The organism is Adhaeribacter aquaticus DSM 16391 (assembly GCF_000473365.1).
GTDB classification, from domain to species: domain Bacteria; phylum Bacteroidota; class Bacteroidia; order Cytophagales; family Hymenobacteraceae; genus Adhaeribacter; species Adhaeribacter aquaticus.
Genome location: NZ_KI421517.1, coordinates 2,283,070 through 2,304,876 on the forward strand (window position 1 = coordinate 2,283,070; position 21,807 = coordinate 2,304,876).

The window sequence follows — 21,807 nt, forward strand, 5'->3', positions numbered from 1 at the left end:
AATTTAACTATAAAGGAGAAAATGGAATCCTTATCAAATAGAAAAAAAGTATTGGAGCAAAAGCCGATGACGGTAACCGAGAAGATGTATCTTCCGGCTATCTTCAATGGGCTATCCATTACCATGCGTCACTTTTTCAAGAAAAAGCCGACCATCCTGTATCCGGAACAAAAACGCGAGTTTGGTCGTGAGTTTCGGGGATTACACGTGTTACGGCGCGATGAACAGGGTCGTGAGCGTTGTACGGCTTGTGGTTTATGCGCAGTAGCCTGCCCGGCCGAAGCTATTACAATGGTAGCCGGCGAACGCAAAAAAGGCGAAGAGCATCTGTACCGGGAAGAAAAATATGCCGTGACTTACGAAATAAATATGTTGCGTTGTATTTTCTGCGGCTTATGCGAAGAAGCTTGTCCGAAAGAAGCAGTTTTCCTGCAAAATGATAAAACGGCACCGCCTCGTTTCGAGCGCGATGAGTTTATCTACGGCAAAGATCGCCTAGTAGAACCATTGGAAAGAGCTGATTCAAAAGAAAACATCAAATACAGATATTAGTCCACAGTTGATAGGCAACATTCCCCAGAAAATCTAAATGTGGAATGTTGTCCATCAACTAATTAACTAACGAAAATGACTGGTAACCTTTTTTACTTCCTGACTTTTTTAACCTTGTTCGCTGCACTAGGTGTGGTTTTCTCTAAGAACCCAGTGTACAGCGTGCTTTGTCTTATCCTTACTTTCTTTACCTTATCGGGGCATTATATTTTATTGAACGCCCAATTTGTAGCAGCAGTTAATATTATTGTATATGCCGGTGCTATTATGGTTTTATTCCTGTTCGTAATTATGTTCCTGAACCTGAATCAGGAAACAGAAGAAACACAGCACAAATCAACGTTGATGAAAGTAGCCGGGGTAATTTCAGGAGGTTTGTTATTAGTTATTATGATTGCTGTTTTAAAAGACGCTGAATTGGGTGCCGTAGATACAGCAAACTTCAATTCTCAGATTGGCCTGGTAGAAAACCTGGGGCAGTTATTGTTTACCAAATATTTATTACCGTTTGAGTTAGTGTCGGTTCTTTTCTTATCCGCGATGGTGGGTGCGGTTATGTTGGGTAAGAAGGAAACGCAGCAACGGCATTTCTAGAATTTGTATTGAATGGCGACAGAACGTGTCGCCATTTGTATTTGCATTAAGCCACATTATTTGGGTAAATAGCAAAATGGCGGTAAATTGCGCCGCTTTTGCGCAAGCTAAATTCAATAATAAACAGCTACTATAGCTAAAATAAAATGAACGAAATTCCTGAGGTAATCAGAACCATTCCTTTACAGTACTATCTGTTTTTTAGCAGCACCTTATTTGTAATTGGTATTATTGGCGTACTCACCCGCCGCAATGCCATTGTTATTTTCATGTGCATCGAATTAATGCTGAATGCAGTTAATTTATTATTAACCGCATTTTCGGCATACCGCTCCGATGCCAACGGACAAGTCTTTGTATTTTTTATTATGGCCGTAGCAGCCGCTGAAGTGTGTGTGGGCTTAGCTATAATTGTAATGATTTACCGCAACCTGCGCTCTACGGATATTAATATCCTGAGCAACCTGAAGTGGTAATAATTAATTTTAAACATCAGGACTTTCATCAATTAAAATATACAGTTGTATCGCTAAGAACGAACAACTAAAACTGACAACTAAACTAAAGGATGCAAACAAACTTACTTCCGGTCATCAACTCAGATATGGCCTTGTTCTGCTTACTTATTCCGCTTTTACCTTTAATCGGATTCATAATTAATGGCCTTGGCAACCGCAAATTACCAAAAGGCTTAGCTGGCTTAATTGGCTGCGGCACCGTGTTAGCCTCTTTTGCGCTGGCACTTTACCTGTTCACCAATTTTAATGGCCAGCCTTACGTAGTTAATTTATTTGACTGGATAAGTGTAGGTAACCTGCGTATTCCGTTCTCCTTCCAGATAGATCAACTTTCCTTAATTATGCTGTTGCTGGTTACCGGAGTAGGTTCTGTTATCCATATTTACTCCGCTGGCTACATGAGCCACGATATCAACTTCGGTAAATTCTTTGCCTTCCTGAATTTGTTTATCTTCTCGATGTTGCTGCTGGTGATGGGCTCTAACTACGTAATGATGTTCGTCGGCTGGGAAGGCGTAGGTTTGTGCTCTTACTTACTGATTGGTTTCTGGAACAAAGTTACCCCTTATAACAACGCCGCTAAAAAGGCCTTCATCATTAACCGTATCGGTGACTTAGGCTTTTTATTAGGTATCTTCTTGTTGTTCATGACTTTCGGCAGCGTTACCTATGCCGATATTTTCCAGCAGGCAGCGCAATTACACGAAGTAAACCAACCGGTAATAATCGCTATTACCTTGTTATTGTTTGTGGGTGCCATGGGTAAAAGTGCCCAGTTGCCGCTATACACCTGGCTACCTGACGCGATGGCTGGTCCTACCCCAGTTTCAGCCTTGATCCACGCCGCAACCATGGTTACCGCTGGTATATATATGGTTATCCGCTCCAACGTATTATATACCTTAGCCCCTACTTCATTAGAATTTATTGCCATTATTGGTTTAGCTACGGCCGTTTTTGCCGCTACTATTGGCCTAGCCCAAAACGATATCAAGAAAGTTCTGGCTTACTCTACCGTGAGCCAGTTAGGCTATATGTTCCTGGCTTTGGGAGTAATGGCTTATACCTCATCCATGTTCCACGTATTAACGCACGCATTCTTTAAAGCTTTATTGTTCTTAGGTGCTGGTAGTGTTATCCATGCTATGAGTGGTGAGCAGGACATCCGGTTTATGGGTGGATTACGCAAGAAATTACCAATTACCTTCTTAACCTTCTTAATAGGAACATTAGCCATTTCGGGTATTCCGCCATTTGCTGGTTTCTTCTCCAAAGACGAGTTATTAGCCCAAGTATACGAACACAGTAAAATCATGTGGGCCTTTGGTTTATTAACCTCCTTCATGACAGCTTTCTACATGTTCCGCCTGTTGTTCCTGACTTTCTTTGGCACCTTCCGGGGCACCGAAGAACAACGTCATCACTTACACGAATCGCCGGTTAGCATGACTTTACCACTAATTATCCTGGCAATTTTATCTACTATTGGTGGATTCATGGGCTTACCGGCAGTATTCAGCGAAAACCATATCTTATCTAACTTTTTAGAGCCGGTTTTAGGTTTCTCACGCTTAGCCTTACCAAGTGCTTTCGAAAAAGCGCACTTAGACCACAACACGGAATACATGTTAATGGCAGTTTCGGTAGCCGTAGCCGTGGTAGCCATTGTTATTGCCTATGTCATGTACGTGAGCAAAAATACTGTTCCGGCTAATGACAAAACGGAAACTGGTGGCTTCCACAAATTGGTTTACAACAAATATTACATCGATGAGCTTTACAACGCCCTTATTGTGAACCCGATAATGTGGCTTTCAACTGGTTTACACCACTTTGTAGAGAAAGGCATTATCGATCCAATTGTAAACGGTTTTGGCAAAGTTACCCTGGCGGGTGGCCGCAACCTGCGCTATTTACAAACTGGCGCCATTGGCTTCTATATTTTTGCGATGGTTATTAGCATCGCCCTGATTCTAATCCTGAACTTCTTTATCAGATAAGTTATAACTGAGATATGTCTAACCTTACCCTTTATTTACTCCTTTGGCCCGCATTAGCTGGTTTACTGATTCTCTTTATAAAAGGTCAGAATGCCAAACGAGCAGCCCTCGGAGCCGCAATTATTGAGTTTGTTCTGGCTTTGTACGCGATGGTGCAATACGAGCCCAATGCTTACCGGCAGTTTACCTTTGACCATACCTGGATAGAAAACTTTGGTATTAATTTTTCAATTGGGATGGACGGCATCAGTCTGGTGCTGGTTTTCTTAACGGCCTTCCTGATACCTTTAATTATTCTTTCGTCGTTCCCGCATTCTTATAAAAACCCAAACGTATTTTACGCTTTAATCCTGTTCATGCAAACCGGTTTGATTGGTGTATTTACTTCCTTTGATGCGTTTCTATTCTACTTCTTCTGGGAAGTTGCCTTAATTCCGATTTACTTTATTGCTGGTGTTTGGGGCGGCGAACGTCGTATTGCAATTACATTCAAGTTTTTCTTGTACACCATTATTGGTTCGTTGTTTATGCTGGTGGGCTTTGTATATCTTTATTTCCAAACCCCGGGCACGCATACTTCCGATATTAATGCCTTTTACCAGTTAAGCTTAAACACGACCGACCAAAGCTGGATTTTCTGGTTTTTGTTTATTGCCTTCGCCATTAAAATGCCGGTGTTCCCTTTCCATACCTGGCAACCCGATACATATACCGAATCGCCAACCCAGGCTACCATGTTACTTTCCGGTATCATGCTGAAGATGGGTATCTATGGTGTTATTAGGTGGTTATTGCCGGTAGTACCGCAAGGTGTTAGCCAATGGGATGAGTTAGTTATAGTTTTGGCGATAATAGGTATTGTTTACGGTGCTATTATTGCTATCCGCCAGAACGACATGAAACGTTTAGTAGCTTTCTCTTCTATTTCGCACGTGGGTTTAATTGCTGCTGGTATTTTTGCTTTAAATGAACACGGTATGCAAGGTGGTATTATCCAGATGTTGAGCCACGGTATTAACGTAGTTGGTTTATTCTTCATCATCGATATCATTCAACGCCGCACTAACACCCGCGAAATATCAGGTTTAGGTGGTATTACCCAAACCACGCCAGCTTTATCTATCTTCTTTTTAATTTTGTTATTAGGTACTGTAGCGCTGCCATTAACAAATGGTTTCGTAGGCGAATTCTTACTACTATCGGGCGTGTACCAATACAACAACTGGATGGGTGCAGTGGCCGGTTTAACCATTATTTTGGGTGCGGTTTACATGTTGCGGATGTTCCAGGGCGTGATGTTCGGTGAGCAAAACGCTGTAACAGCTACTTTCGCAGATTTAACCGGCACTGAAAAAGCAGTCTTGATTCCGTTGGTAATAATGGTTTTCTGGATTGGGTTACACCCAAATACTTTCTTAAGCTTAACCGAACCTTCTGTTGGTCACATATTAGGCATTATTAACAGATAATTCGAATACTTGATGTTCGTGAACCGATAAAAGATAATTCGAAAATCAGATAAAGAAATGAATTCAATAATACTCTTAACCTCTTTTGGAATTCTGAACCTGTTTGTTGGGTTCCGTAAATCCAATAAACTGATACTGCCACTGGTATTCTTATTTTTGCTGATAGTACTGGCCGTTAATTTCTACGACTGGGGCAACACCACTACCTACTTCGAGCGGATGCTAACCATCGATAATTATGCCGTGGCTTTTACCGGTGTAGTGGTTTTAACCACCATTCTGCTTATTCCGTTTGCCAAACGCTACGTGGATGAAAAGAACGAAAGCTTAGCTGAGTTTTTCTCCATCTTATTATTCTCCCTGGTTGGCGCCATTATGATGGTAGCTTATGAAAATCTGATTATGCTTTTTGTAGGGATCGAGATTTTATCAATCAGTATGTATGTGCTGGCAGGAAGCGATAAAAAGAATTTACGCTCGAACGAAGCTGGTCTGAAATACTTCCTGATGGGTTCTTTTGCCACGGGTATTTTACTTTTCGGTATAGTGTTAATATATGGTGCTACCGGCGCTTTCCAAATAACTGAAATTAGCGCAGCGGCAACAGCTGGTTCCGGCGATGCTCTAACTTCTCCGCTGTTAGCCATGGGTCTATTGTTTACCTTAATTGGTATTTCCTTTAAGGTATCAGCAGCTCCTTTTCACTTCTGGACACCAGATGTGTACGAAGGAACGCCCACCCTTTTCACAGCTTTCATGAGTACTGTTGTTAAAACCGCAGGCTTTGCTGGTTTTTACAAATTAATGTCGGTATCATTTGCTGGTGCTTACGACATCTGGTTCCCTACCTTAGTAGCCATGACCGTAATTACCTTAGGTATCGGTAACATTGGTGCCGCTGCGCAAAACAGTTTTAAGCGTATGATGGCTTACTCCAGTATTTCACACGCTGGGTATTTAATGATTGCATTACTTGCTTTCAACGACCGTTCCGAAAACGCTATTTTCTTTTATTCTTTAGCTTATTCAGTAGCTACCATTGCTGCTTTCGGCATCCTGAAACTAGTTTCTGATCAACGCGACGATATTTCTTATAATGCCTTCAATGGCCTGGGTCGGACCAACCCTTTACTGGCAGCCGTTATGACCATTGCAATGTGTTCGTTAGCAGGTATTCCTTTAACTGGTGGTTTCTTTGGCAAATTATTTATTTTTAGTGCCGCCTTAGAACAAAACTTACTTTGGCTGATTATAGTAGCTATTCTTATGTCAATGGTTGGTATTTACTATTATTTCCGGGTAGTGATTGCCATGTACATGCGCGAACCAAGTGGCGAAAGAGTAGTTGTAGGCAGCAGTGCTTCTTTCGCTTTGATATTTATGGCTATATTAACCATTGTTATGGGTGTTTTACCCGGATTAATGAGCAACTTATTATAAGACTCCCATTAGACTAAATAAAAAAGGACAGGTACTTTGCCTGTCCTTTTTTATTTTCCCAGTTTTGATTTCAACTTAAAATTAAAGCTTTTTGATTTCAGGTGTGTTATAGTAACAAATGATACGCAACCAATGCATTATTACTATATTAAAAACCCTTTACAACAGGATAGTATTCTACAAACTTTAATTTTATACGTTTCCACTTATAACATACAACCTTTTTATGCGATTAAAAGATAAAGTAGCCATTGTAACCGGAGGCGGCCGCGATATAGGCCGGGAAGTTTCTTACAAACTAGCACGTGAAGGTGCCAAAGTTGTAATTAACTATTGTTACGGCAAAGAGGTAGCAGAAGAAACCTTGGAGCAAATTAAAAGCCAGGGTGGTGAAGCTATTTTGGTCCAAGCAGATATGACTAAATCAGAAGATGTTACCCAACTAGTGGCTAAAACCAAGGAAGCTTATGGAGAAGAAATTCATATTCTGATTAATGTGGCTGGCGGTATAGTGGGCCGTAAGCCTTTTCTGGAAATGGATGAGGAATTCTGGGATCAGGTAATTAATTTGAATTTAAAATCTGTTTTCCTGGCTTGTAAAAATGTTATTCCCTTTATGCCGAGTGGCGGTGCTATTTTGAATTTCTCCTCGCAGGCTGCCCGGGATGGTGGCGGAGCGGGTGCTGTTGCCTATGCTTCCTCTAAAGGTGCTATCTCTACTTTCACCCGTGGCTTAGCGAAAGAATTAGGCCCTAAAAACATTCGGGTAAATGCCGTTACACCGGGTTTGATTGATACTACCTTTCACGATAAATTTACCAAACCAGAAGTAAGAACAAATGTGGCAAATGCAACTCCTTTAAAAAGAGAAGGCACTGCATCGGAAGTAGCCGATTTAGTTGCCTTTTTAGTTAGCGAGGAAGCAAGTTTTATTACAGGAGCTAATTACGATATTGATGGGGGCTTATTGTTCTCCTAAAATACAAACAAAACTTAAACGCTATTAGTTAAGGTTCAGGTTATTCAGGAATTGAAGCTTTAAAATTTTATAAAAGGCTGGTTTCTAAAGAGACGTCTTTACTGGCTACTTATCTTAAAGTAAACACTAAGTATTCACCTGAATAACAACCTGAACCTAATAAAGAATAACTTAAAATAATCAGAAGTTCTAGCCACCAATAGTAGACATGGAGGCAAAAGAAGGCATTAGTAATTGGCTTTGTTCTTCTGCTTCGTAACCATTTTTGGCGCGATTGCCAAAGGCCTGTAATAAAGAAAGAGCTAAAGATTCATCTGTTTCGCCATTTCTTAACAGGTCCCGGATATTTAAAACATCAGAACCATACAAGCAGGTTTTTAACCCTCCCTGAGCCGTTACCCGGATGCGGTTACAGGTACCACAGAAGGTACGGGTATAAGCGGCAATAATACCAATATTACCGGCATGGCCCGGAACCACAAAATGCCTAGCAGTGGCGTGAGGGGCATCGGCTACCTTCTGGATATCCGGAAAAGCGGACTGCAATTCATCCAGAATTTTAAGAAAATCCCAGTTAAGGACAGGATGGTTGTTACCACCACCATTAAAAGGCATTTCTTCAATAAACCGAACAGAGACCGGGTAATCTTTGGCTAATTGGGCCAGCGGAATAATATCTTCGGTATTCTGACCTTCCATAACCACCGCATTTATTTTTACCCCAATGCCGTGGGCCAGCAACGCATGAAAAGTATCCATTACCTTATCTAGTTCATCGCGGCGGGTAATCCGAAAAAAGCGCTCCCGGTCCAACGTATCTAAACTCAGGTTAATAGACTTAATACCCAATTCTTTTAATTCCGATATATGGGGAGCAGTCAAAACACCATTGGTGGTTATGTTAATTTCATTAATTCCCTCAATGGCATGCACCCGGTGCAGGAAGCCCATTAAATCTTTTCGCAGAAAAGGTTCGCCACCGGTAATACGCACTTTGCTGATCCCCATCTGGGCCAGCACCCGGAGCATACGCTCCATTTCTTCGTAAGTCAGGAGCTGTTTTTTAGGCAGGTAATCAATGCCTTCTTCCGGCATGCAATAAAAGCAACGCAGGTTACACCTATCAGTAACTGCCAAACGTACATAATCTAATGTACGGCCGTGGTTATCTACTATTTTGTTAGGTATATCCATGCTAATTTAACTTTGCCGCCGAAACTAAAGTTCAGGCTTCTGCTGTTATTGTTACACAATTTACAATAAAAATTGATATCTTGTATTTAAATTATAACAAAAGTATATGCAGGTTAAAATAGCTTTGTTTGGCATTACAAAAGAAATAATTGGCTCCTCTAAGTTAAAATATGAGTTAGGCGAAAACGCTGACGTTAATAATTTACTGGAACGGTTAAAAGCAGATTATCCAGCTTTACAAAACTTAAATTCTTTACTCATAGCCATTAATGATGAATATGCACAGGCAGAACAGGTATTGTCGGAGCAGGATGAAATAGCTTTGATTCCACCGGTTTGTGGCGGGTAATAATCGGAACCTCCTTACTTTATCTGAGCACTTAAAAAATCAGATCCTAAATTTTAAATTAAAGCTATAAAATGGTTACCATTACCGAAGCGCCTATCAATACCCAGGAAGTGATTGCAGCCGTACAAGCCGATGGAGCTGGTGCCATTAATGTATTTATAGGTACTGTTCGGAACCAAACCCAGGCGAAGCCCGTGGTACAACTGGATTTTGAAGCCTACGACTCCATGGCCGTTAAAAAAATGCAGGAAATTGCCGATCAGGCAAAAGCCAAATGGCCAATTCAGAAAGTAGCAGTAGTACACCGCAAAGGGCCGCTGCAAATCGGTGACGCGGCGGTAGTAATTGCGGTTTCAACGCCACATCGTAAAGCTTCTTTCGAGGCCTGCGAATTTATTATTGACACCCTGAAACAAGTCGTTCCAATCTGGAAAAAAGAAATATTTGAAGACGGAGCTGTTTGGGTAGCTGCCCATCCCTAAAAAGATATTTTAACTTTTTATTTCTCTATTTAGCTGTTCTCCTTTTCTCTACCTTACCCATTCCTTTTAGCATTTCCTCCTCAAGAGAATAGGGGGTTTCCACCTTTAGTCCATTCCGCCGGCTAATGTACTCCCTCTTTCTAAACCCCCATTTAGTACCCATTTTGAACTTACCAGTTCTAATGGCCGTACTTTCTAATAACAGATTGATAGAAACACAACTTTTAATAATCTTCCAGAAGAGATAACCAGGAAGATTTAAACTCTAGTTTGCTTATGGCATCTACCTTTAGATCTTCTAAAAAGTGCCCCAACTGCGGCCAGTGGTCTGATTGGGACCAGCAACTTACCGATACGTGTGAGCATTGTGGTACCCTTTTAAGCAATGAACAACTGGAAAGAGCAGCTGCCCGGGAAGCCGACAAAAAGGATCGGAAAACGCTGGATTTAGATATTATTGAAATTCATCCAACCGACTCTGTTATTGTTGTGTTTTATAAACGCATAATCCAGGCACTACAATATTCTTTTATTGCTATAGTAACATTTATTGTTTGGCTTTTAGCTTTTATTGCTGGCTGATGAAATTACTACTGAACCCATTTTTTATAGTAGCTATTAGCCTGTACGTGGTTAACAAGTTCTTGCTCCCCCTGCTAAACTTAAACCAGTACCAGGTGCCCTACCTGAACGATATGCTTTGCCTGCCCGTTGTTTTAACCTTAGCTTTATGGTTGCAGCAAAATTTATTCCCGCGGTCTTGCCGTCGCCGGCTCAACGGAGCCCAGGTTATATTTACTGTTATTTATTTTGCTGTTATTTTCGAAGGGCTTTTACCAGCTTTATCCGATAAATATACCCGCGACTACCTGGATGTATTGGCCTATGCGGTGGGTGGTATGGTTTATTATTTCCTGCTTAATCCTAAACCAGCCAGACCAACAGTTACTGAATAAAATTACAACCTTAACCTATTCTATCTTTATGCTTCAACCTGCCGGATATACAGGTAAAAAGCATTTCATTCTAAAATCGATTATTCAGGAAGACAGGCCTAGGTTACCTGAACCATGCATTGTCCCTAACATAAGCTCTTCATTTCGTGGCCACAGCATAAGCTGTTATTTCCGTGGCCAAAGCAAAATATTATTACATATTTTTGAGTTCTTTTATGGCCTGCTCATAAGCTTCCGGATCATTCACATTGCGTAATTCGTCGGTGTCGGGGATGGATAATAGTTGAATATCTGAATTTATTAAAGCCTTGCGTGGACAGGAATAGCCCAAACTTAAAAACTGCAATAAAGTGGCATAACTGCGGGGTTCCCAAATAGTAAGCAATGGTTCCGGAAACTTACCATCCGAATCATAAAAGGCAGTTGCCATTTTAGAAGGATCACGATGCTGCACCAAATAGGCTAACGTTTCCGAACTTAGTAAAGGAAGATCACAGGCTACTGCCAACCAGGCGGCATTAGGGTTGCTTTGCAGCGCAGTTAAAATGCCCCCCTTTGGTCCGAGGTCTAAAAATTTATCTTCTAAGTATGGCAGTTTACCTTCCAGTTCTTCTTTCTGGGTTGCATTACAAGATACAAAAGCTTTCTCGCAAATAGCACTTAGCAAACCATGTACATGGGTCCGCTGGTCTTGCCCATGGTAATTTAGTAAACCTTTGTCTTGATGCATGCGGGTACTTTTGCCACCGGCCAACACTAAACCATTCAAAGGCGGTATATTCTTTTTATAATAGCTTTCTACAAAGGCAGTAATATTCCCGGAATCCGAAAGGCTTAACACCGGAATACTTTCCATATTTGGAAAATGAGCTTTTAAATAAGCTGGTACTTCGGTTACGCCTTCCTGTAATAAAATTAACTGCACATTCGTCAGCTTATCCAGCTTTTTCTCCAGCGGCTTAGCCGGATCAATCACAATTATCTGGGCGTTGGCCAGAAAATGATTGCAATTTACCAGTACCAGATCCGCTTTCTGGAACAAGGCTTTCTGTTCAAACTCGTTAAACCCGGAACGGTAATCGTACCGCTGAAAAGTAATTTTATCGGTATATTCTATGGCTGCACCGTGAGCTAAAGCGGTATTTACATCAGCCCCATTCTGGGCTTCGGCATCCGCACTTTTGTGGTCGGCGTCTACATAGGCAATTTTTAAACGCTGACTTAACTGCTCAGTAATAGCATAAGCCAACTTTTTAATGGTGCCGCAGGGCGTACCCAAGATTGCCAATTCGGTCCGGCCAAAGTAGCCCAGGTTGGGGCGCTCTATTTTGGCGTGCTTTTGATGCGCTTTTTTATTTTCGTTCGAAGTCATTTTTGCCGCCGGTTTTAGACATTAATTTAGTTTCTTTAATAACAATGTCGTGCGAAAAAGCTTTGCACATGTCGTAAATAGTTAAAGCCGCTACGGTAGCCCCAGTTAACGCTTCCATTTCCACCCCGGTTTTCCCGGTAATCACGGCCGTACAATCAATTACCACTTCCTGCGCCTGGTTTACTTCAATCTTAAACTTACAACTTTCCAGGCCCAGCGGGTGGCACAACGGAATTAAATCGGAAGTTTTTTTAGCGCCCATGGTGCCGGCAATAATAGCTGTCTGAAACACGGGTCCTTTTTTGGTATGGATATCGCCGTTGGTTAGGTGCTGCAAGATCTCTTCGCCCAGTACCACAATGCTCCTGGCCCAGGCCGTACGCTTGGTTTCCGACTTGGCACTTACATCTACCATGGCCGGATTGCCAGCCGCATCTAAATGGGAAAAGCTTTTCTCCTGTTCCATCTGTTGTTTCGCTATTTTGGATTAAATTTACGAATACAACCGCAGAACTTCTGCACTTTCACGAATATTCCCTTTAGCACATGAAACTACGAGTGCAAAGCAACAGCCTCCGCTTACGCCTTTCCGAAACCGAAGTAACCCAATTTAAACAAACCGGCCAAATAGAAGAACGCATCCAGTTTGGCCCTTCAGAAGATCAAGTATTACGCTATGTATTGGCTTTCTCAGCCAACACGCCAGTTGTAACCGCCACTTTTGAACAGGCCCAGGTAACAGTGCTGGTACCCGAAAGTATTGCCGCCCAATGGGTAAATTCCGAGCAAAACGGATTTGAAGGCTTTATTGATAATGGTACTGAAAGGGGTTTAAAAATATTGGTGGAGAAGGATTTGGATTGTTTTCATTAATGATATATTCAATATAAGTCCTTAACTTCAGAACATTACGTTAACTTGACCAGTTCCACTTATTTAAGCTGTTTTAACATCCCTTAGAAAATTACTTAAGTATGATATTTAACATATACTATATTAACTTCCCAAAAGTCTATGAAATAAAAATGATGTTGGGAAATATTATTTTATTAAATAAGGAATTAGAAAGTAATAAAAACACAGAAGGAGCAGCTGAATTAGGAGCAAAGTTCGACATAGGAAATAAGTTTTTTAAATTATTCAATGTTGAGGGAGAAGGAAAAGGGAGGGTAGCTGGAAGCTCTGCCCAAAAAGTGCTTGAAACGTTCGAAGTAAAAACAACAAAATCTGTTATATTAAACGATGTTATTGAAAACTCCATAACAATTGAAACCTTTGAAAATGTAAAGGAAGGCGAATTAATAAGAATAGATAATGTATCACTTTCCTTAGAGAATGAACCCGAATTAAGATTAGTCAAATTATTCACAAATAACGCCTTTAAAGGACTTACGGTGCCTGGAGCTAATGAATTTGATATGAATAATCTTTTCAACTCAATGTTTAAAGATTATGCCTATAAGCTCAAAGGAAAAGTTTTAAGTATCGAAGAGAATATACTCATCAAAATTCCCCTCACTTTTGAAAGTGAATTTGAAAGTTCTTACAGCGTTGATGATTTATTTATTGGAAAAGTTTCCTTAGTGGGATTGTATAAAGGGAAAATTAAACTTGGGGATCTTAAAAATTCTCTTGAGTTCTTTCAAGAAATAGGAAATGGGCAACAGCTAATGAATCAAAATGAAGATGATGAGATTCAAGATAGTCAATACGAAAATACTATTGCATCAAATACCTTCAATCCATTTGTAAGTAGTTTAAAAGATAATAAGGAATATCATTTTATAGATATTTTATCAATCATTCAGATAATAAATACACCGAAAAAGAATGATTAGTAAAAGTGAACTTCTACTTTATAACCCATCACAATTCAGGGAACTTAAAGCTTTCTATGCATCACAAGATAAAGAGATTTTAAGTATTACAAAGTTTATTTTAAATGAAGCCTTAATTGAAGAGGTTTATGGATTTGAAACAGTTATAGATATTACATCTCTAACAAATATTAACAACCAATATCATAGTGAAAGATTGATTAATTTATTTGATAATCAATTCGTTTTCATTGCAGACGAGAACTACAAATCCTTTTTTGAAGAACAATTAAGATTTTGCTTTTCTAACTTTAAAATTTTTGAGGAATATTCACAACAAAAAGAAGAACTTCAAAAAACTGATAAAAAATCAATAGGAAAAAAACATAAAAGAATAATTGACCTTAAAACTGATCAATTAGAATCGTTCTTCTATTCTTTTAATGAATCACTATATGGACATGATAAATTCAAAGATGATTTCAAAGTTCAAGTTGATAATTTTAGAGTCTTTAATAAACTTGGAGAGCATAAAATATTATCACTCTTTTTAATGGGTGATTCCGGAATAGGAAAAACTGAAGTTGCTCGAGCTATACATAAAGCACTAGAGGGCCAGAACAAAATGGCTAAAATAAATTTTGGAAATTATAGCAGTGATAATTCTCTTAACTCACTAATTGGAAGCCCAAGAGGATACATTGGAAGTGAAGATGGTGAAATATTTATCCGAGTTGAAAAGTCTGACACGGGAGTAATCTTAATAGACGAATTTGAAAAATCAAATTCTACTTTATTTAATTATTTTCTTGATGTACTAGAAAACGGAAAATTGACAAGCTCTTTAACTCATGAAATAGACCTTAATGGTTTTATCATAATATTTACTTCTAATATATCGAAAGAAGATTTTAAAAAAGTTATATCACCTGAGCTAAGATCAAGGTTTGATTACAAATGCTATTTTTCTATTCTCAAAAATCAAGATAAACTAAAATATGTTGAATTTAGAATTAATAGTGTAGTTAAAAAGTATAATAAAAATGTAGCAAACGTTTTAGATGATGATTTTAAGCTCAAAGTATTTAGAAAAATTAATGTAGCTAAGTTCAAAAATATGAGGGATTTGAACAAAGCAATTAAACAAACCTTTGTTCAAAAGTTAAATGAAAGAATTATAAAATTACACTAAATTATGATGTAAATATATGCTCCTCTTGAAAGTCTTATCTACCCAATATACAAGACCAAAGTAATACTAGACAAGGTCCTTTAGAACTCAACTCCTAAAATAAAGCAACGAAAAAACCTGCCCAGCCGAAAACACGGAAGCTTGTTGCGGCAATTCCAGAAACCCATCGGCTTCTAACAAGGCGGCTAAATCGCCGGAACCCCCATTTGGCAAAGGTTTGGCCTGCAGCATGCCGCTTAACCCCACCGAAACCTGAACCGGCAAAAAGTAAGTCAAATTGGGTTTGAAAATTACTTCTTCGGTTAGAATGGCTTTTTGCTTCAGGACCGGTTTAGCCCCTAAACATTCCCGTAACCAGGGCTGCACGAACTGGTAATAACATACAAACGTAGAAACCGGATTGCCGGGCAAGGCAAAAACTACCGGCCCCACTTCTTTGCGGCCAAACCAAAACGGCTTACCCGGCTTTTGCGCTACCTGGTGAAATAATTTTTTCACGCCCAACGCAGTTAAGGCATCCGGCACAAAATCGGCCTTGCCTTTCGATACGCCCCCACTCAATAACAATACATCAAACTCGGCTAACAGCTTTCCCAACTCGTGCTCAATAAGCGCTTTAGCGTCAATTAAATGGAATAGCTGGGCCGGAATATTTTGCACCTGCAGAGCAGATTGCAACATATAAGCATTCGAACGGCGGATTTGGTGCGGCAGCGGGTTATCGGTTATATCCACCAATTCGTCGCCGGTAGAAATAATAGCTACTTTAGGCGGAGCCGAAACTTTTAGCGTTAATTTACCTACGGTAGCGGCTATGGCAATTTCGGCGGGCATTAAAAAAGTACCTTCTGTGATTAATAAATCCTGGGCGCTTCTATCCGATCCTTGCCGGTGTACATTTTGCAGCGCTGCTTTAGGGGCTTCCTGAATACGGGCATATTTTACCCCTCCGCGGTCAACTATTTTCAGGTCTTCGTACCGGATCACGGTATCGGTACCAAAGGGCAAACGGGCCCCGGTCATTACTTCCAGGCAGTTATCGGCGTGTTGCAGGGTTAAAGGCTCGGCACCCGCTAACTGAATTCCTTCAATCTGAAATAAATCTTCGCCCCGTTTATAGGTGTCGTATTGAATAGCGATGCCATCCATGGCCACCCGGTTAAAAGGCGGGAAATCACGATCAGCAAATATGGGTTCGCGTAATACTTTGCCGGTAGCTTCGGATAAAGCAACCTCGGCTACAGGCAAAGACAATACATTCTGCTGAATTAAGTTAGTGGCTTGTTCTACCGTAATCATAGATCCTGAAAAAACGCCCTAACTTACAAAAATAAGCGGTTATTGCTACGCTAAAATTTGGTATCAGCTTCCCAATTTAGGCATTTTCTAGGCTACCGCCGTGGTTACTGCTTTAGCTACAGGTTTATATTCCTGTTTAGGAGCATCGCACAAAGAGCAGGTATACGTTTCCGGCAAATTAGCAAATGGCACACCCGGTTCAATTCCGGCCAGGGCATCGCCGTAAGTTTCGTCGTACACGGTTAAGCATTGGCTGCACTGGTAAATGGGCTTTACTGGTTTAGTTTCTACAGCGGGTTTGGCATACCTTACTTCGGGCTCGTAGTTCAGTTGTTCGTAATACAGGCAACTCAGCTCCATTAACAAAGGTGCTAAATCTTCCTTCATTACATCCTTTGCATAAGAAATATATTCGCGCTTGTTCGGGTTAAAATCTTTGCAATACATTACATTGTAGGTGTCCAGCAGGTCGTACTTATCGGCGTAACGCGATACCGGATTTTTTTCTATTACAATAGATGTAAATAATACCATGGGTACCGTTTTAACCGCAAAAGTTAATCCTTCGGTACTAATGTCGTTTTGATCGAAAGTTCTTACCAGGTACCGTTTCAACTGAAAAGCTTCTTCGTCGAGTACCGGTAAATGCCAGTTTAACTCCAGCGATGAATGGCGCATGTTTATACCGTGCTTGCCCAGCAGCTTTTCGTATTTTATTTTATCTTTTTCCTGAATCCCTTTTATAATAAAAGATTTCCAGGGCGTAATGCTGATTTTACCAATATTGGTTTCCACGCATAAATTGCACAGCGCCTTCAGGAATTTTATGGTATAGCAGTTGTTACGCCAGTATAAGCCTAACCAATATTTATCGCCTGCCATTTTATTCATGCCTTCATAAGAAGGGAAAGGCATTTTGGGCAACTCCAGTTCTTCGTCTACCGGCCGGTTATTGGCTTTTATTTTCGCACTGGTTTGTTCGTATAATTCCTGTACCGGCAAGTTGGGCTGGGCCAGGTAAACTTCTTCCAAGGCTTTTACGGTGCGCACCACATCAAATGTATAAATGAGAACCGGCCAGCAAACCAATTCTTCGCCGTACTCCGGCAGGCTTAGGTACAGGTACCAGTAGTTATCCTGCTTAGAGGCCACAAAGTTTAAATTACCGGTAAATAATGGCACTAAAGTTTGGCGGGGATCAGCAATATTTATTTTAAGTTGGGTACGGTATTGCTCAAAATCATCTAATATATACAAATAGGTATCGGAATGGAGCCAGTTAGTGCTGGGCAGAATATCTGCGGCTACATAAGAGCTTACGATGTTCTGAAAGCTGTTTCCTTCAAAATCATACTCCGTGCGAATGGCCTGAAACGTATGATCCAGAATGGTTTTACTTCTGATGTTTACCGGAAACAATAAGTCCTGCCGCGATCCAAAATGGATGAACTCGTTCCCAAAATCTTCGGCGGTTTCCAGAATACGCTTCATATCGCCGGGCGATACCACCCCTCCCCGCAAAAATACCCGTACTAAATCGTTCTTTTCCATAACCGCTTTTTTGTAATTGGTAATAGCTTTTGTTTTTCTGTTTGCCGGTTTTCGCCTCGCCGGCTGGGCCTTCCTTTTTGTCTTGACACAAAAAGGAAGCAAAAAAGTCAAGACCCTTCAAACTCGCTGACCGCTCGAACAGTGAAGTGTCATTTCTTCCACCCGCCGCTGCTTTTCTGTTTTTCTAATTATAGAATCAAAAAAGCATCCCTCCTATTTTAGGAGGGGCTGGGGTGGTTAAATTCTTAGGCTGTAACGGCTTCTTTTTCTAGATTCTGCTCCAGGATGGCTTTCACTTCTGGTTTGCAGCTGCCACAGCCCATGCCGGCACCCGATTGCTGGCACAACTGCCGGAATTCGGTGCAGCCGCCTTTTATCATATTGGTTAAGTTGCCCTCGCCTACGTTGTTGCAGGAGCAAACTAGTTTGCCTAAAACCGGAGCAGCCGCTTTGCCCGAACGCAGCAACTCCATACGCTTGTCGGATAACTCCAGTTTGTTTTCAATAAGCGTTTTAAACTCCGCAAATTCGCTTTTATCGCCCATTAAAATAGCTCCTACCAGCCGGTCCTGGTGAATAATACACTTCTTGTAGTAGCGCTTGGCTTTGTCGGTAAAAATGACTTCTTCGTATTCCGAGTTGTTATCGGGCGCACTTACCATACCCAGCGAGCATAGGTTCAGGTCCGATAATTTCAGGATATTCATAAAGATAGAGCCGGTGTAATAACTGCTTTGGTCACCGGCTAAGAACCGGGCGGCTACATCGGCCTGGGCTTCAGCGGCCATGGTAATACCATTCACAATACCGTTAAATTCAGCTACTTCGCCCATGGCAAAAATATCCGGGTCGCTGGACTGTAAATATTCATTCACCATAATGCCGCGACCGCAATTTAATTTTGCTTCCAGGGCAATTTCCATATTGGGGCGGGTCCCTACCGCATAAACCACCGCATTACAAGGCAGCGTTTTACCGCTTTTCAAATTAGCCACTAAACCTGGTGCATTCTTATTTGGAAAAATGGTTTGTACCTGATCGTTGAAATAAGCTTTCACTCCTAATTCTTCCACGTGTTCCCGCACTAAATCACCGGAAATCTGATCCAGCTGGCGTTCCATCAGGCGGGAGTTCAGCTGAATAATGGTGACGTTGATATCAATTTCGCGCAGCGAAGCAGCCAGTTCCAGGCCTAATAAACCACCACCAATTATAACCACATGTCCTTCGTAGTTCAGGAATTGCTTTAAACGGTCGGCATCGCCCCGGTTACGCATGGTAAATATACCCGGCAACTCCATCGGTACATCCCGCGGAATAAATGCCCGGCTCCCCGTGGCTATAATTAATTTGTCGTAGCTATGCGTTTGGTTGTTAGTATCGGTAACGGTTTTGTTCTCGCGGTTAATGGTCTTGATGCCGGTAGCTTTGTGTAGATAAACATCCAGCTTGGCTAACTCACCGGCTTTAAATTTCTCTAGTTGTTCCCAATTTAGATGCCCATTCAGGTATTCCGGTAACAAAACCCGGTTATAGAAAGGATATTCTTCCTGCGAAAACACATGAATTTCATCGCGGGTGTTTTTCTCGCGATACGTATTAATGAAACGGTAAGCCGCTGCACCTGCTCCAATAACTACAATTTTATCAAATGGCTTTTCATATTTCTGTACCTGTACGGCCGAAAATTTAAAATCCGGTTCTTTGGATTTTGGATCAACCAGCGTATTGGTCAGGTTGTTGGTCCGGCCAAAGTTGCGATTCAGAATTTTACCCCAGTGCATCGGCAGAAAAACAACCCCGGTTTTAATATCGGTGGTTAAAACAGCATTTACCGTTACCTTACCTCGTGCGCTGACAATCTCTACGGTATCGCCGTCATTGATGCCTCTAATAGCCGCATCAATCGGGTTAATTTCCAGGAATGGTTTACTCAGGTGTTGCTTTAACTTGTTTACCTTACCGGTTTTGGTCATGGTATGCCACTGGTCGCGGATGCGGCCGGTAGTTAAAACCAATGGAAACGCAGAGTTTAAAGGCTCTGATTGATTAGCATAGCTGGCAGGCGTAGAAATTTGCGCGCGCTGGTTAGGTGTATAGAACTTCTTATCTTCAAATAAACGCGGTGTTCCTTCGTGTCCGAAAGTGGGAACCGGCCATTGAATACTGCGTTTCTCCCTCAACTTTTCGTAGTTCAGGCCGCTCACATCAATATTGGTACCTTTGGTTAACTGGGCATGCTCTTCGTAAATTTCATCAACGCTGGTATAGTCAAAGCCCGGATATTGCATTTTCTGGGCAAACCGGCACAGGATATCCACATCCGGCAATGCTTCGCCGGGAGGCGTTAATACCGCATTTAAGTGACTAATCCGACGCTCCGAGTTGGTCATGGTACCTTCTTTTTCTAACCAGCCGGCAGCCGGCAACACTAAGTCGGCGTACTGTAAGGTATCTGAGCGGTTAGAAATGTCCTGCACTACCACAAATCGGGCTTTTTTCAAAGCTTCTTCTACCATACCGGCATCCGGTAAGCTTACCAGCGGATTAGTACAAATAATCCAAACTGCTTTTAATTTATCGTCCCGGAGCCCCTCAAACATTTGCGTAGCCGTTAAACCTACCTGGGCCGGCACACTTGGTACGCCCCAAAAATCGGCTACTTCCTGGCGGTGCACCGGGTTATTCAGGTCGCGGTGCGCTGATAGCAGGTTGGCCATACCTCCCACTTCGCGTCCACCCATTGCGTTGGGCTGCCCGGTGAGCGAGAAAGGTCCGGAACCTGGCTTGCCAATCTGACCAGTTATAAGCGATAAGTTTAATAAGGATAAGTTTTTATCAACGCCAATTACGCTTTGGTTTAAACCCATGGCCCACATCGACATAAAGCCTTTGGCCTGACCAATGTAAATGGCTGCTTTTTTAATATCTTCTACTGATACATCACAAATAACGGCTGCTTCCTCCAAAGAAGTTTGGCTGACAAATTCCCGGAAAGCTTCAAAACCATCGGTATGTTTCGCGATAAAGGCCTCATCAATCAAATTCTTGTCAATCAGGTGTTTGGCAATGGCGTGGTAAATAACAATATCGGTACCGGGGTTTATTTGTAAGTGCAAATCGGCAATGGCACAGGTCTGGGTGCGGCGCGGATCAATGACTATAATTTTGTAATCCGGATTTTCTTCTTTGTACTTTTCAATCCGGCGGAAAATAATGGGATGGCACCAGGCTGGGTTAGCGCCCGTAATCAAAAGACAGTCAGATAATTCAATATCATCGTAACAAGCCGGCACCGCATCTTCGCCTAAAGCCATTTTATAACCTACTACCGCCGAGCTCATGCACAAACGGGAGTTGGTATCGATGTTATTGGTGCCTATAAAGCCTTTTGCTAATTTATTGGCAACGTAATATTCTTCGGTTAAACACTGTCCGGAAATATAAAATCCAACAGAATCAGGACCATACTTAGCTATTAATGATTTAAAAACGGCGGCGGCGCGGTCTAATGCCGTATCCCAGCTTACGCGTTGCCGGGGCTGGTTTTTACCCCACCGCATCTCAGGGTATAATAATCTGTCGGAATAATCAGAAGCAACGTAATGCAGGTTTAACCCTTTAGAGCAAAGCATGCCTTTGTTGGTAGGATGCTCCGGATCGCCTTCTACCCGGATTTTACCTTTTGCATCCTGCTGCACTACTATACCGCAACCAACACCGCAGTAAGAACAGGTGGTTTTAAAGCTTTTATCTCTACTCTTTTTCATTTCCTTCTGTAATCTGTTTCTGGTTTTACCCAGGAGTAATCTGTGATTGTTTTAGCCTTTCAGCTTAAGCTTTCCATGCTTAAACTTTTCTGCTCTATTTTAGTCATCCTGAGCCTGGCGAAGGATCTCAATCATATCGTCTTATTAGCTATCTAATAGATTCCTCGACAAGCTCGGAATGACCGTATTTTTTGCCATTCAGGAGGAACCTTGTTTACTTATCTCAAGAATGTGGGTCCAATAACTTTTCTACCACCTCTATCCCTCCTAATC

Annotated in this window: 20 protein-coding genes; 14 read left to right on the plus strand and 6 right to left on the minus strand. The window is 41.4% G+C overall.

The features are described from left to right. Positions 1-21: 21 nt before the first annotated feature. The 7 genes from ADHAQ_RS0112120 (at position 22) to ADHAQ_RS0112150 (ending at position 7,552) form a co-directional block, all read left to right on the plus strand. Positions 22-552, plus strand: a complete 531-nt coding sequence (locus ADHAQ_RS0112120; RefSeq protein WP_026463161.1) for a NuoI/complex I 23 kDa subunit family protein — start codon at positions 22-24, stop codon at positions 550-552. A gap of 75 nt (positions 553-627) precedes the next feature. After that, on the plus strand, positions 628-1,146 hold the full coding sequence (locus ADHAQ_RS0112125) for an NADH-quinone oxidoreductase subunit J family protein (protein WP_026463162.1): 519 nt from the start codon (positions 628-630) through the stop codon (positions 1,144-1,146). Between the two features lie 146 nt (positions 1,147-1,292). Beyond that, positions 1,293-1,622 (plus strand): NADH-quinone oxidoreductase subunit NuoK, encoded by a 330-nt coding sequence (gene nuoK, locus ADHAQ_RS0112130; RefSeq protein ID WP_026463163.1) that lies wholly within the window; start codon positions 1,293-1,295, stop codon positions 1,620-1,622. Between the two features lie 92 nt (positions 1,623-1,714). Further along, positions 1,715-3,664: an NADH-quinone oxidoreductase subunit L gene (nuoL, locus tag ADHAQ_RS0112135; RefSeq protein ID WP_084523833.1), complete on the plus strand. Its 1,950-nt coding sequence runs from the start codon at positions 1,715-1,717 to the stop codon at positions 3,662-3,664. A gap of 14 nt (positions 3,665-3,678) precedes the next feature. After that, positions 3,679-5,133, plus strand: a complete 1,455-nt coding sequence (locus ADHAQ_RS0112140) for a complex I subunit 4 family protein (protein ID WP_026463165.1) — start codon at positions 3,679-3,681, stop codon at positions 5,131-5,133. Positions 5,134-5,190: 57 nt separating this feature from the next. Next, a complete protein-coding gene (locus ADHAQ_RS0112145) occupies positions 5,191-6,573 on the plus strand; it encodes an NADH-quinone oxidoreductase subunit N (RefSeq protein ID WP_026463166.1) in 1,383 nt (460 codons plus the stop codon). A gap of 226 nt (positions 6,574-6,799) precedes the next feature. Next, the gene (locus ADHAQ_RS0112150) at positions 6,800-7,552 is read left to right on the plus strand and encodes an SDR family NAD(P)-dependent oxidoreductase (protein WP_026463167.1); all 753 of its coding nucleotides are present in this window, start codon (positions 6,800-6,802) and stop codon (positions 7,550-7,552) included. A 189-nt stretch (positions 7,553-7,741) separates the two neighbouring features. Here the strand turns inward: ADHAQ_RS0112150 and moaA are convergent, their stop codons facing one another. Continuing rightward, positions 7,742-8,746 (minus strand): GTP 3',8-cyclase MoaA, encoded by a 1,005-nt coding sequence (gene moaA / locus ADHAQ_RS0112155; RefSeq protein WP_026463168.1) that lies wholly within the window; start codon positions 8,744-8,746, stop codon positions 7,742-7,744. Between the two features lie 106 nt (positions 8,747-8,852). Here moaA and ADHAQ_RS0112160 point away from each other — a divergent pair, with 106 nt between their 5' ends. The 4 genes from ADHAQ_RS0112160 to ADHAQ_RS0112180 all read left to right on the plus strand — a co-directional run bounded on the left by ADHAQ_RS0112160 (position 8,853) and on the right by ADHAQ_RS0112180 (position 10,533). Beyond that, positions 8,853-9,095, plus strand: coding sequence for a MoaD/ThiS family protein (locus tag ADHAQ_RS0112160; protein WP_026463169.1), 243 nt, complete (start codon positions 8,853-8,855; stop codon positions 9,093-9,095). 71 nt (positions 9,096-9,166) lie between these two features. Then, entirely contained in the window at positions 9,167-9,577 is a 411-nt protein-coding gene (locus tag ADHAQ_RS0112165) for a molybdenum cofactor biosynthesis protein MoaE (protein WP_026463170.1), read from the plus strand. Between the two features lie 276 nt (positions 9,578-9,853). Then, entirely contained in the window at positions 9,854-10,159 is a 306-nt protein-coding gene (locus ADHAQ_RS0112175; RefSeq protein WP_034256785.1) for a hypothetical protein, read from the plus strand. Beyond that, positions 10,159-10,533 (plus strand): hypothetical protein, encoded by a 375-nt coding sequence (locus ADHAQ_RS0112180; protein ID WP_026463172.1) that lies wholly within the window; start codon positions 10,159-10,161, stop codon positions 10,531-10,533. Before ADHAQ_RS0112175 ends, ADHAQ_RS0112180 begins: the two co-directional genes overlap by 1 nt. Before the next feature lie 193 nt (positions 10,534-10,726). Here ADHAQ_RS0112180 and ADHAQ_RS27845 read toward each other — a convergent pair whose 3' ends face one another. Both ADHAQ_RS27845 and moaC read right to left on the minus strand, forming a co-directional pair. Beyond that, positions 10,727-11,905, minus strand: a complete 1,179-nt coding sequence (locus ADHAQ_RS27845) for an NTP transferase domain-containing protein (protein ID WP_026463173.1) — start codon at positions 11,903-11,905, stop codon at positions 10,727-10,729. After that, positions 11,886-12,371: a cyclic pyranopterin monophosphate synthase MoaC gene (gene moaC, locus ADHAQ_RS0112190; RefSeq protein WP_034256786.1), complete on the minus strand. Its 486-nt coding sequence runs from the start codon at positions 12,369-12,371 to the stop codon at positions 11,886-11,888. Before moaC ends, ADHAQ_RS27845 begins: the two co-directional genes overlap by 20 nt. An 80-nt stretch (positions 12,372-12,451) precedes the next feature. Here moaC and ADHAQ_RS0112195 point away from each other — a divergent pair, with 80 nt between their 5' ends. The 3 genes from ADHAQ_RS0112195 to ADHAQ_RS0112205 all read left to right on the plus strand — a co-directional run bounded on the left by ADHAQ_RS0112195 (position 12,452) and on the right by ADHAQ_RS0112205 (position 14,914). Continuing rightward, the gene (locus ADHAQ_RS0112195) at positions 12,452-12,778 is read left to right on the plus strand and encodes a DUF7009 family protein (RefSeq protein WP_026463175.1); all 327 of its coding nucleotides are present in this window, start codon (positions 12,452-12,454) and stop codon (positions 12,776-12,778) included. 101 nt (positions 12,779-12,879) lie between these two features. After that, positions 12,880-13,743 carry a hypothetical protein gene (locus ADHAQ_RS0112200; RefSeq protein WP_211240586.1) on the plus strand — a complete coding sequence of 288 codons (864 nt, stop codon included), beginning with the start codon at positions 12,880-12,882 and terminating at the stop codon, positions 13,741-13,743. After that, positions 13,736-14,914 carry an AAA family ATPase gene (locus ADHAQ_RS0112205; RefSeq protein ID WP_034256788.1) on the plus strand — a complete coding sequence of 393 codons (1,179 nt, stop codon included), beginning with the start codon at positions 13,736-13,738 and terminating at the stop codon, positions 14,912-14,914. The genes ADHAQ_RS0112200 and ADHAQ_RS0112205 overlap by 8 nt, the downstream gene beginning before the upstream one ends. A gap of 87 nt (positions 14,915-15,001) precedes the next feature. On the opposite strand, the gene ADHAQ_RS0112210 is transcribed toward ADHAQ_RS0112205, so the two are convergent. From ADHAQ_RS0112210 to ADHAQ_RS0112220, 3 genes are all read right to left on the minus strand, one after another. Next, positions 15,002-16,213, minus strand: a complete 1,212-nt coding sequence (locus tag ADHAQ_RS0112210) for a molybdopterin molybdotransferase MoeA (protein WP_026463178.1) — start codon at positions 16,211-16,213, stop codon at positions 15,002-15,004. Between the two features lie 87 nt (positions 16,214-16,300). Further along, complete coding sequence (locus tag ADHAQ_RS0112215) at positions 16,301-17,764, minus strand: rubredoxin (protein WP_026463179.1); 1,464 nt, start codon at positions 17,762-17,764, stop codon at positions 16,301-16,303. 245 nt (positions 17,765-18,009) lie between these two features. Next, on the minus strand, positions 18,010-21,534 hold the full coding sequence (locus ADHAQ_RS0112220; RefSeq protein WP_026463180.1) for a nitrate reductase: 3,525 nt from the start codon (positions 21,532-21,534) through the stop codon (positions 18,010-18,012). Positions 21,535-21,807: the final 273 nt, after the last annotated feature.

What these genes read in the sequence shown, in the direction of transcription:
- ADHAQ_RS0112150 (WP_026463167.1), top strand. Translation starts at nt 6,800, where the DNA reads ATGCGATTAAAAGATAAAGTAGCCATTGTAACCGGAGGCGGCCGCGAT.
- ADHAQ_RS0112200 (WP_211240586.1), top strand. Translation starts at nt 12,880, where the DNA reads ATGATATTTAACATATACTATATTAACTTCCCAAAAGTCTATGAAATA.
- ADHAQ_RS0112165 (WP_026463170.1), top strand. Translation starts at nt 9,167, where the DNA reads ATGGTTACCATTACCGAAGCGCCTATCAATACCCAGGAAGTGATTGCA.
- ADHAQ_RS0112215 (WP_026463179.1), bottom strand. Translation starts at nt 17,764, where the DNA reads ATGGAAAAGAACGATTTAGTACGGGTATTTTTGCGGGGAGGGGTGGTA.
- ADHAQ_RS0112195 (WP_026463175.1), top strand. Translation starts at nt 12,452, where the DNA reads ATGAAACTACGAGTGCAAAGCAACAGCCTCCGCTTACGCCTTTCCGAA.
- ADHAQ_RS0112140 (WP_026463165.1), top strand. Translation starts at nt 3,679, where the DNA reads ATGTCTAACCTTACCCTTTATTTACTCCTTTGGCCCGCATTAGCTGGT.
- moaA (WP_026463168.1), bottom strand. Translation starts at nt 8,746, where the DNA reads ATGGATATACCTAACAAAATAGTAGATAACCACGGCCGTACATTAGAT.
- ADHAQ_RS0112205 (WP_034256788.1), top strand. Translation starts at nt 13,736, where the DNA reads ATGATTAGTAAAAGTGAACTTCTACTTTATAACCCATCACAATTCAGG.
- ADHAQ_RS0112145 (WP_026463166.1), top strand. Translation starts at nt 5,191, where the DNA reads ATGAATTCAATAATACTCTTAACCTCTTTTGGAATTCTGAACCTGTTT.
- moaC (WP_034256786.1), bottom strand. Translation starts at nt 12,371, where the DNA reads ATGGAACAGGAGAAAAGCTTTTCCCATTTAGATGCGGCTGGCAATCCG.
- ADHAQ_RS0112125 (WP_026463162.1), top strand. Translation starts at nt 628, where the DNA reads ATGACTGGTAACCTTTTTTACTTCCTGACTTTTTTAACCTTGTTCGCT.
- ADHAQ_RS0112160 (WP_026463169.1), top strand. Translation starts at nt 8,853, where the DNA reads ATGCAGGTTAAAATAGCTTTGTTTGGCATTACAAAAGAAATAATTGGC.
- nuoL (WP_084523833.1), top strand. Translation starts at nt 1,715, where the DNA reads ATGCAAACAAACTTACTTCCGGTCATCAACTCAGATATGGCCTTGTTC.
- ADHAQ_RS27845 (WP_026463173.1), bottom strand. Translation starts at nt 11,905, where the DNA reads ATGACTTCGAACGAAAATAAAAAAGCGCATCAAAAGCACGCCAAAATA.
- ADHAQ_RS0112210 (WP_026463178.1), bottom strand. Translation starts at nt 16,213, where the DNA reads ATGATTACGGTAGAACAAGCCACTAACTTAATTCAGCAGAATGTATTG.
- ADHAQ_RS0112175 (WP_034256785.1), top strand. Translation starts at nt 9,854, where the DNA reads ATGGCATCTACCTTTAGATCTTCTAAAAAGTGCCCCAACTGCGGCCAG.
- ADHAQ_RS0112220 (WP_026463180.1), bottom strand. Translation starts at nt 21,534, where the DNA reads ATGAAAAAGAGTAGAGATAAAAGCTTTAAAACCACCTGTTCTTACTGC.
- ADHAQ_RS0112180 (WP_026463172.1), top strand. Translation starts at nt 10,159, where the DNA reads ATGAAATTACTACTGAACCCATTTTTTATAGTAGCTATTAGCCTGTAC.
- ADHAQ_RS0112120 (WP_026463161.1), top strand. Translation starts at nt 22, where the DNA reads ATGGAATCCTTATCAAATAGAAAAAAAGTATTGGAGCAAAAGCCGATG.
- nuoK (WP_026463163.1), top strand. Translation starts at nt 1,293, where the DNA reads ATGAACGAAATTCCTGAGGTAATCAGAACCATTCCTTTACAGTACTAT.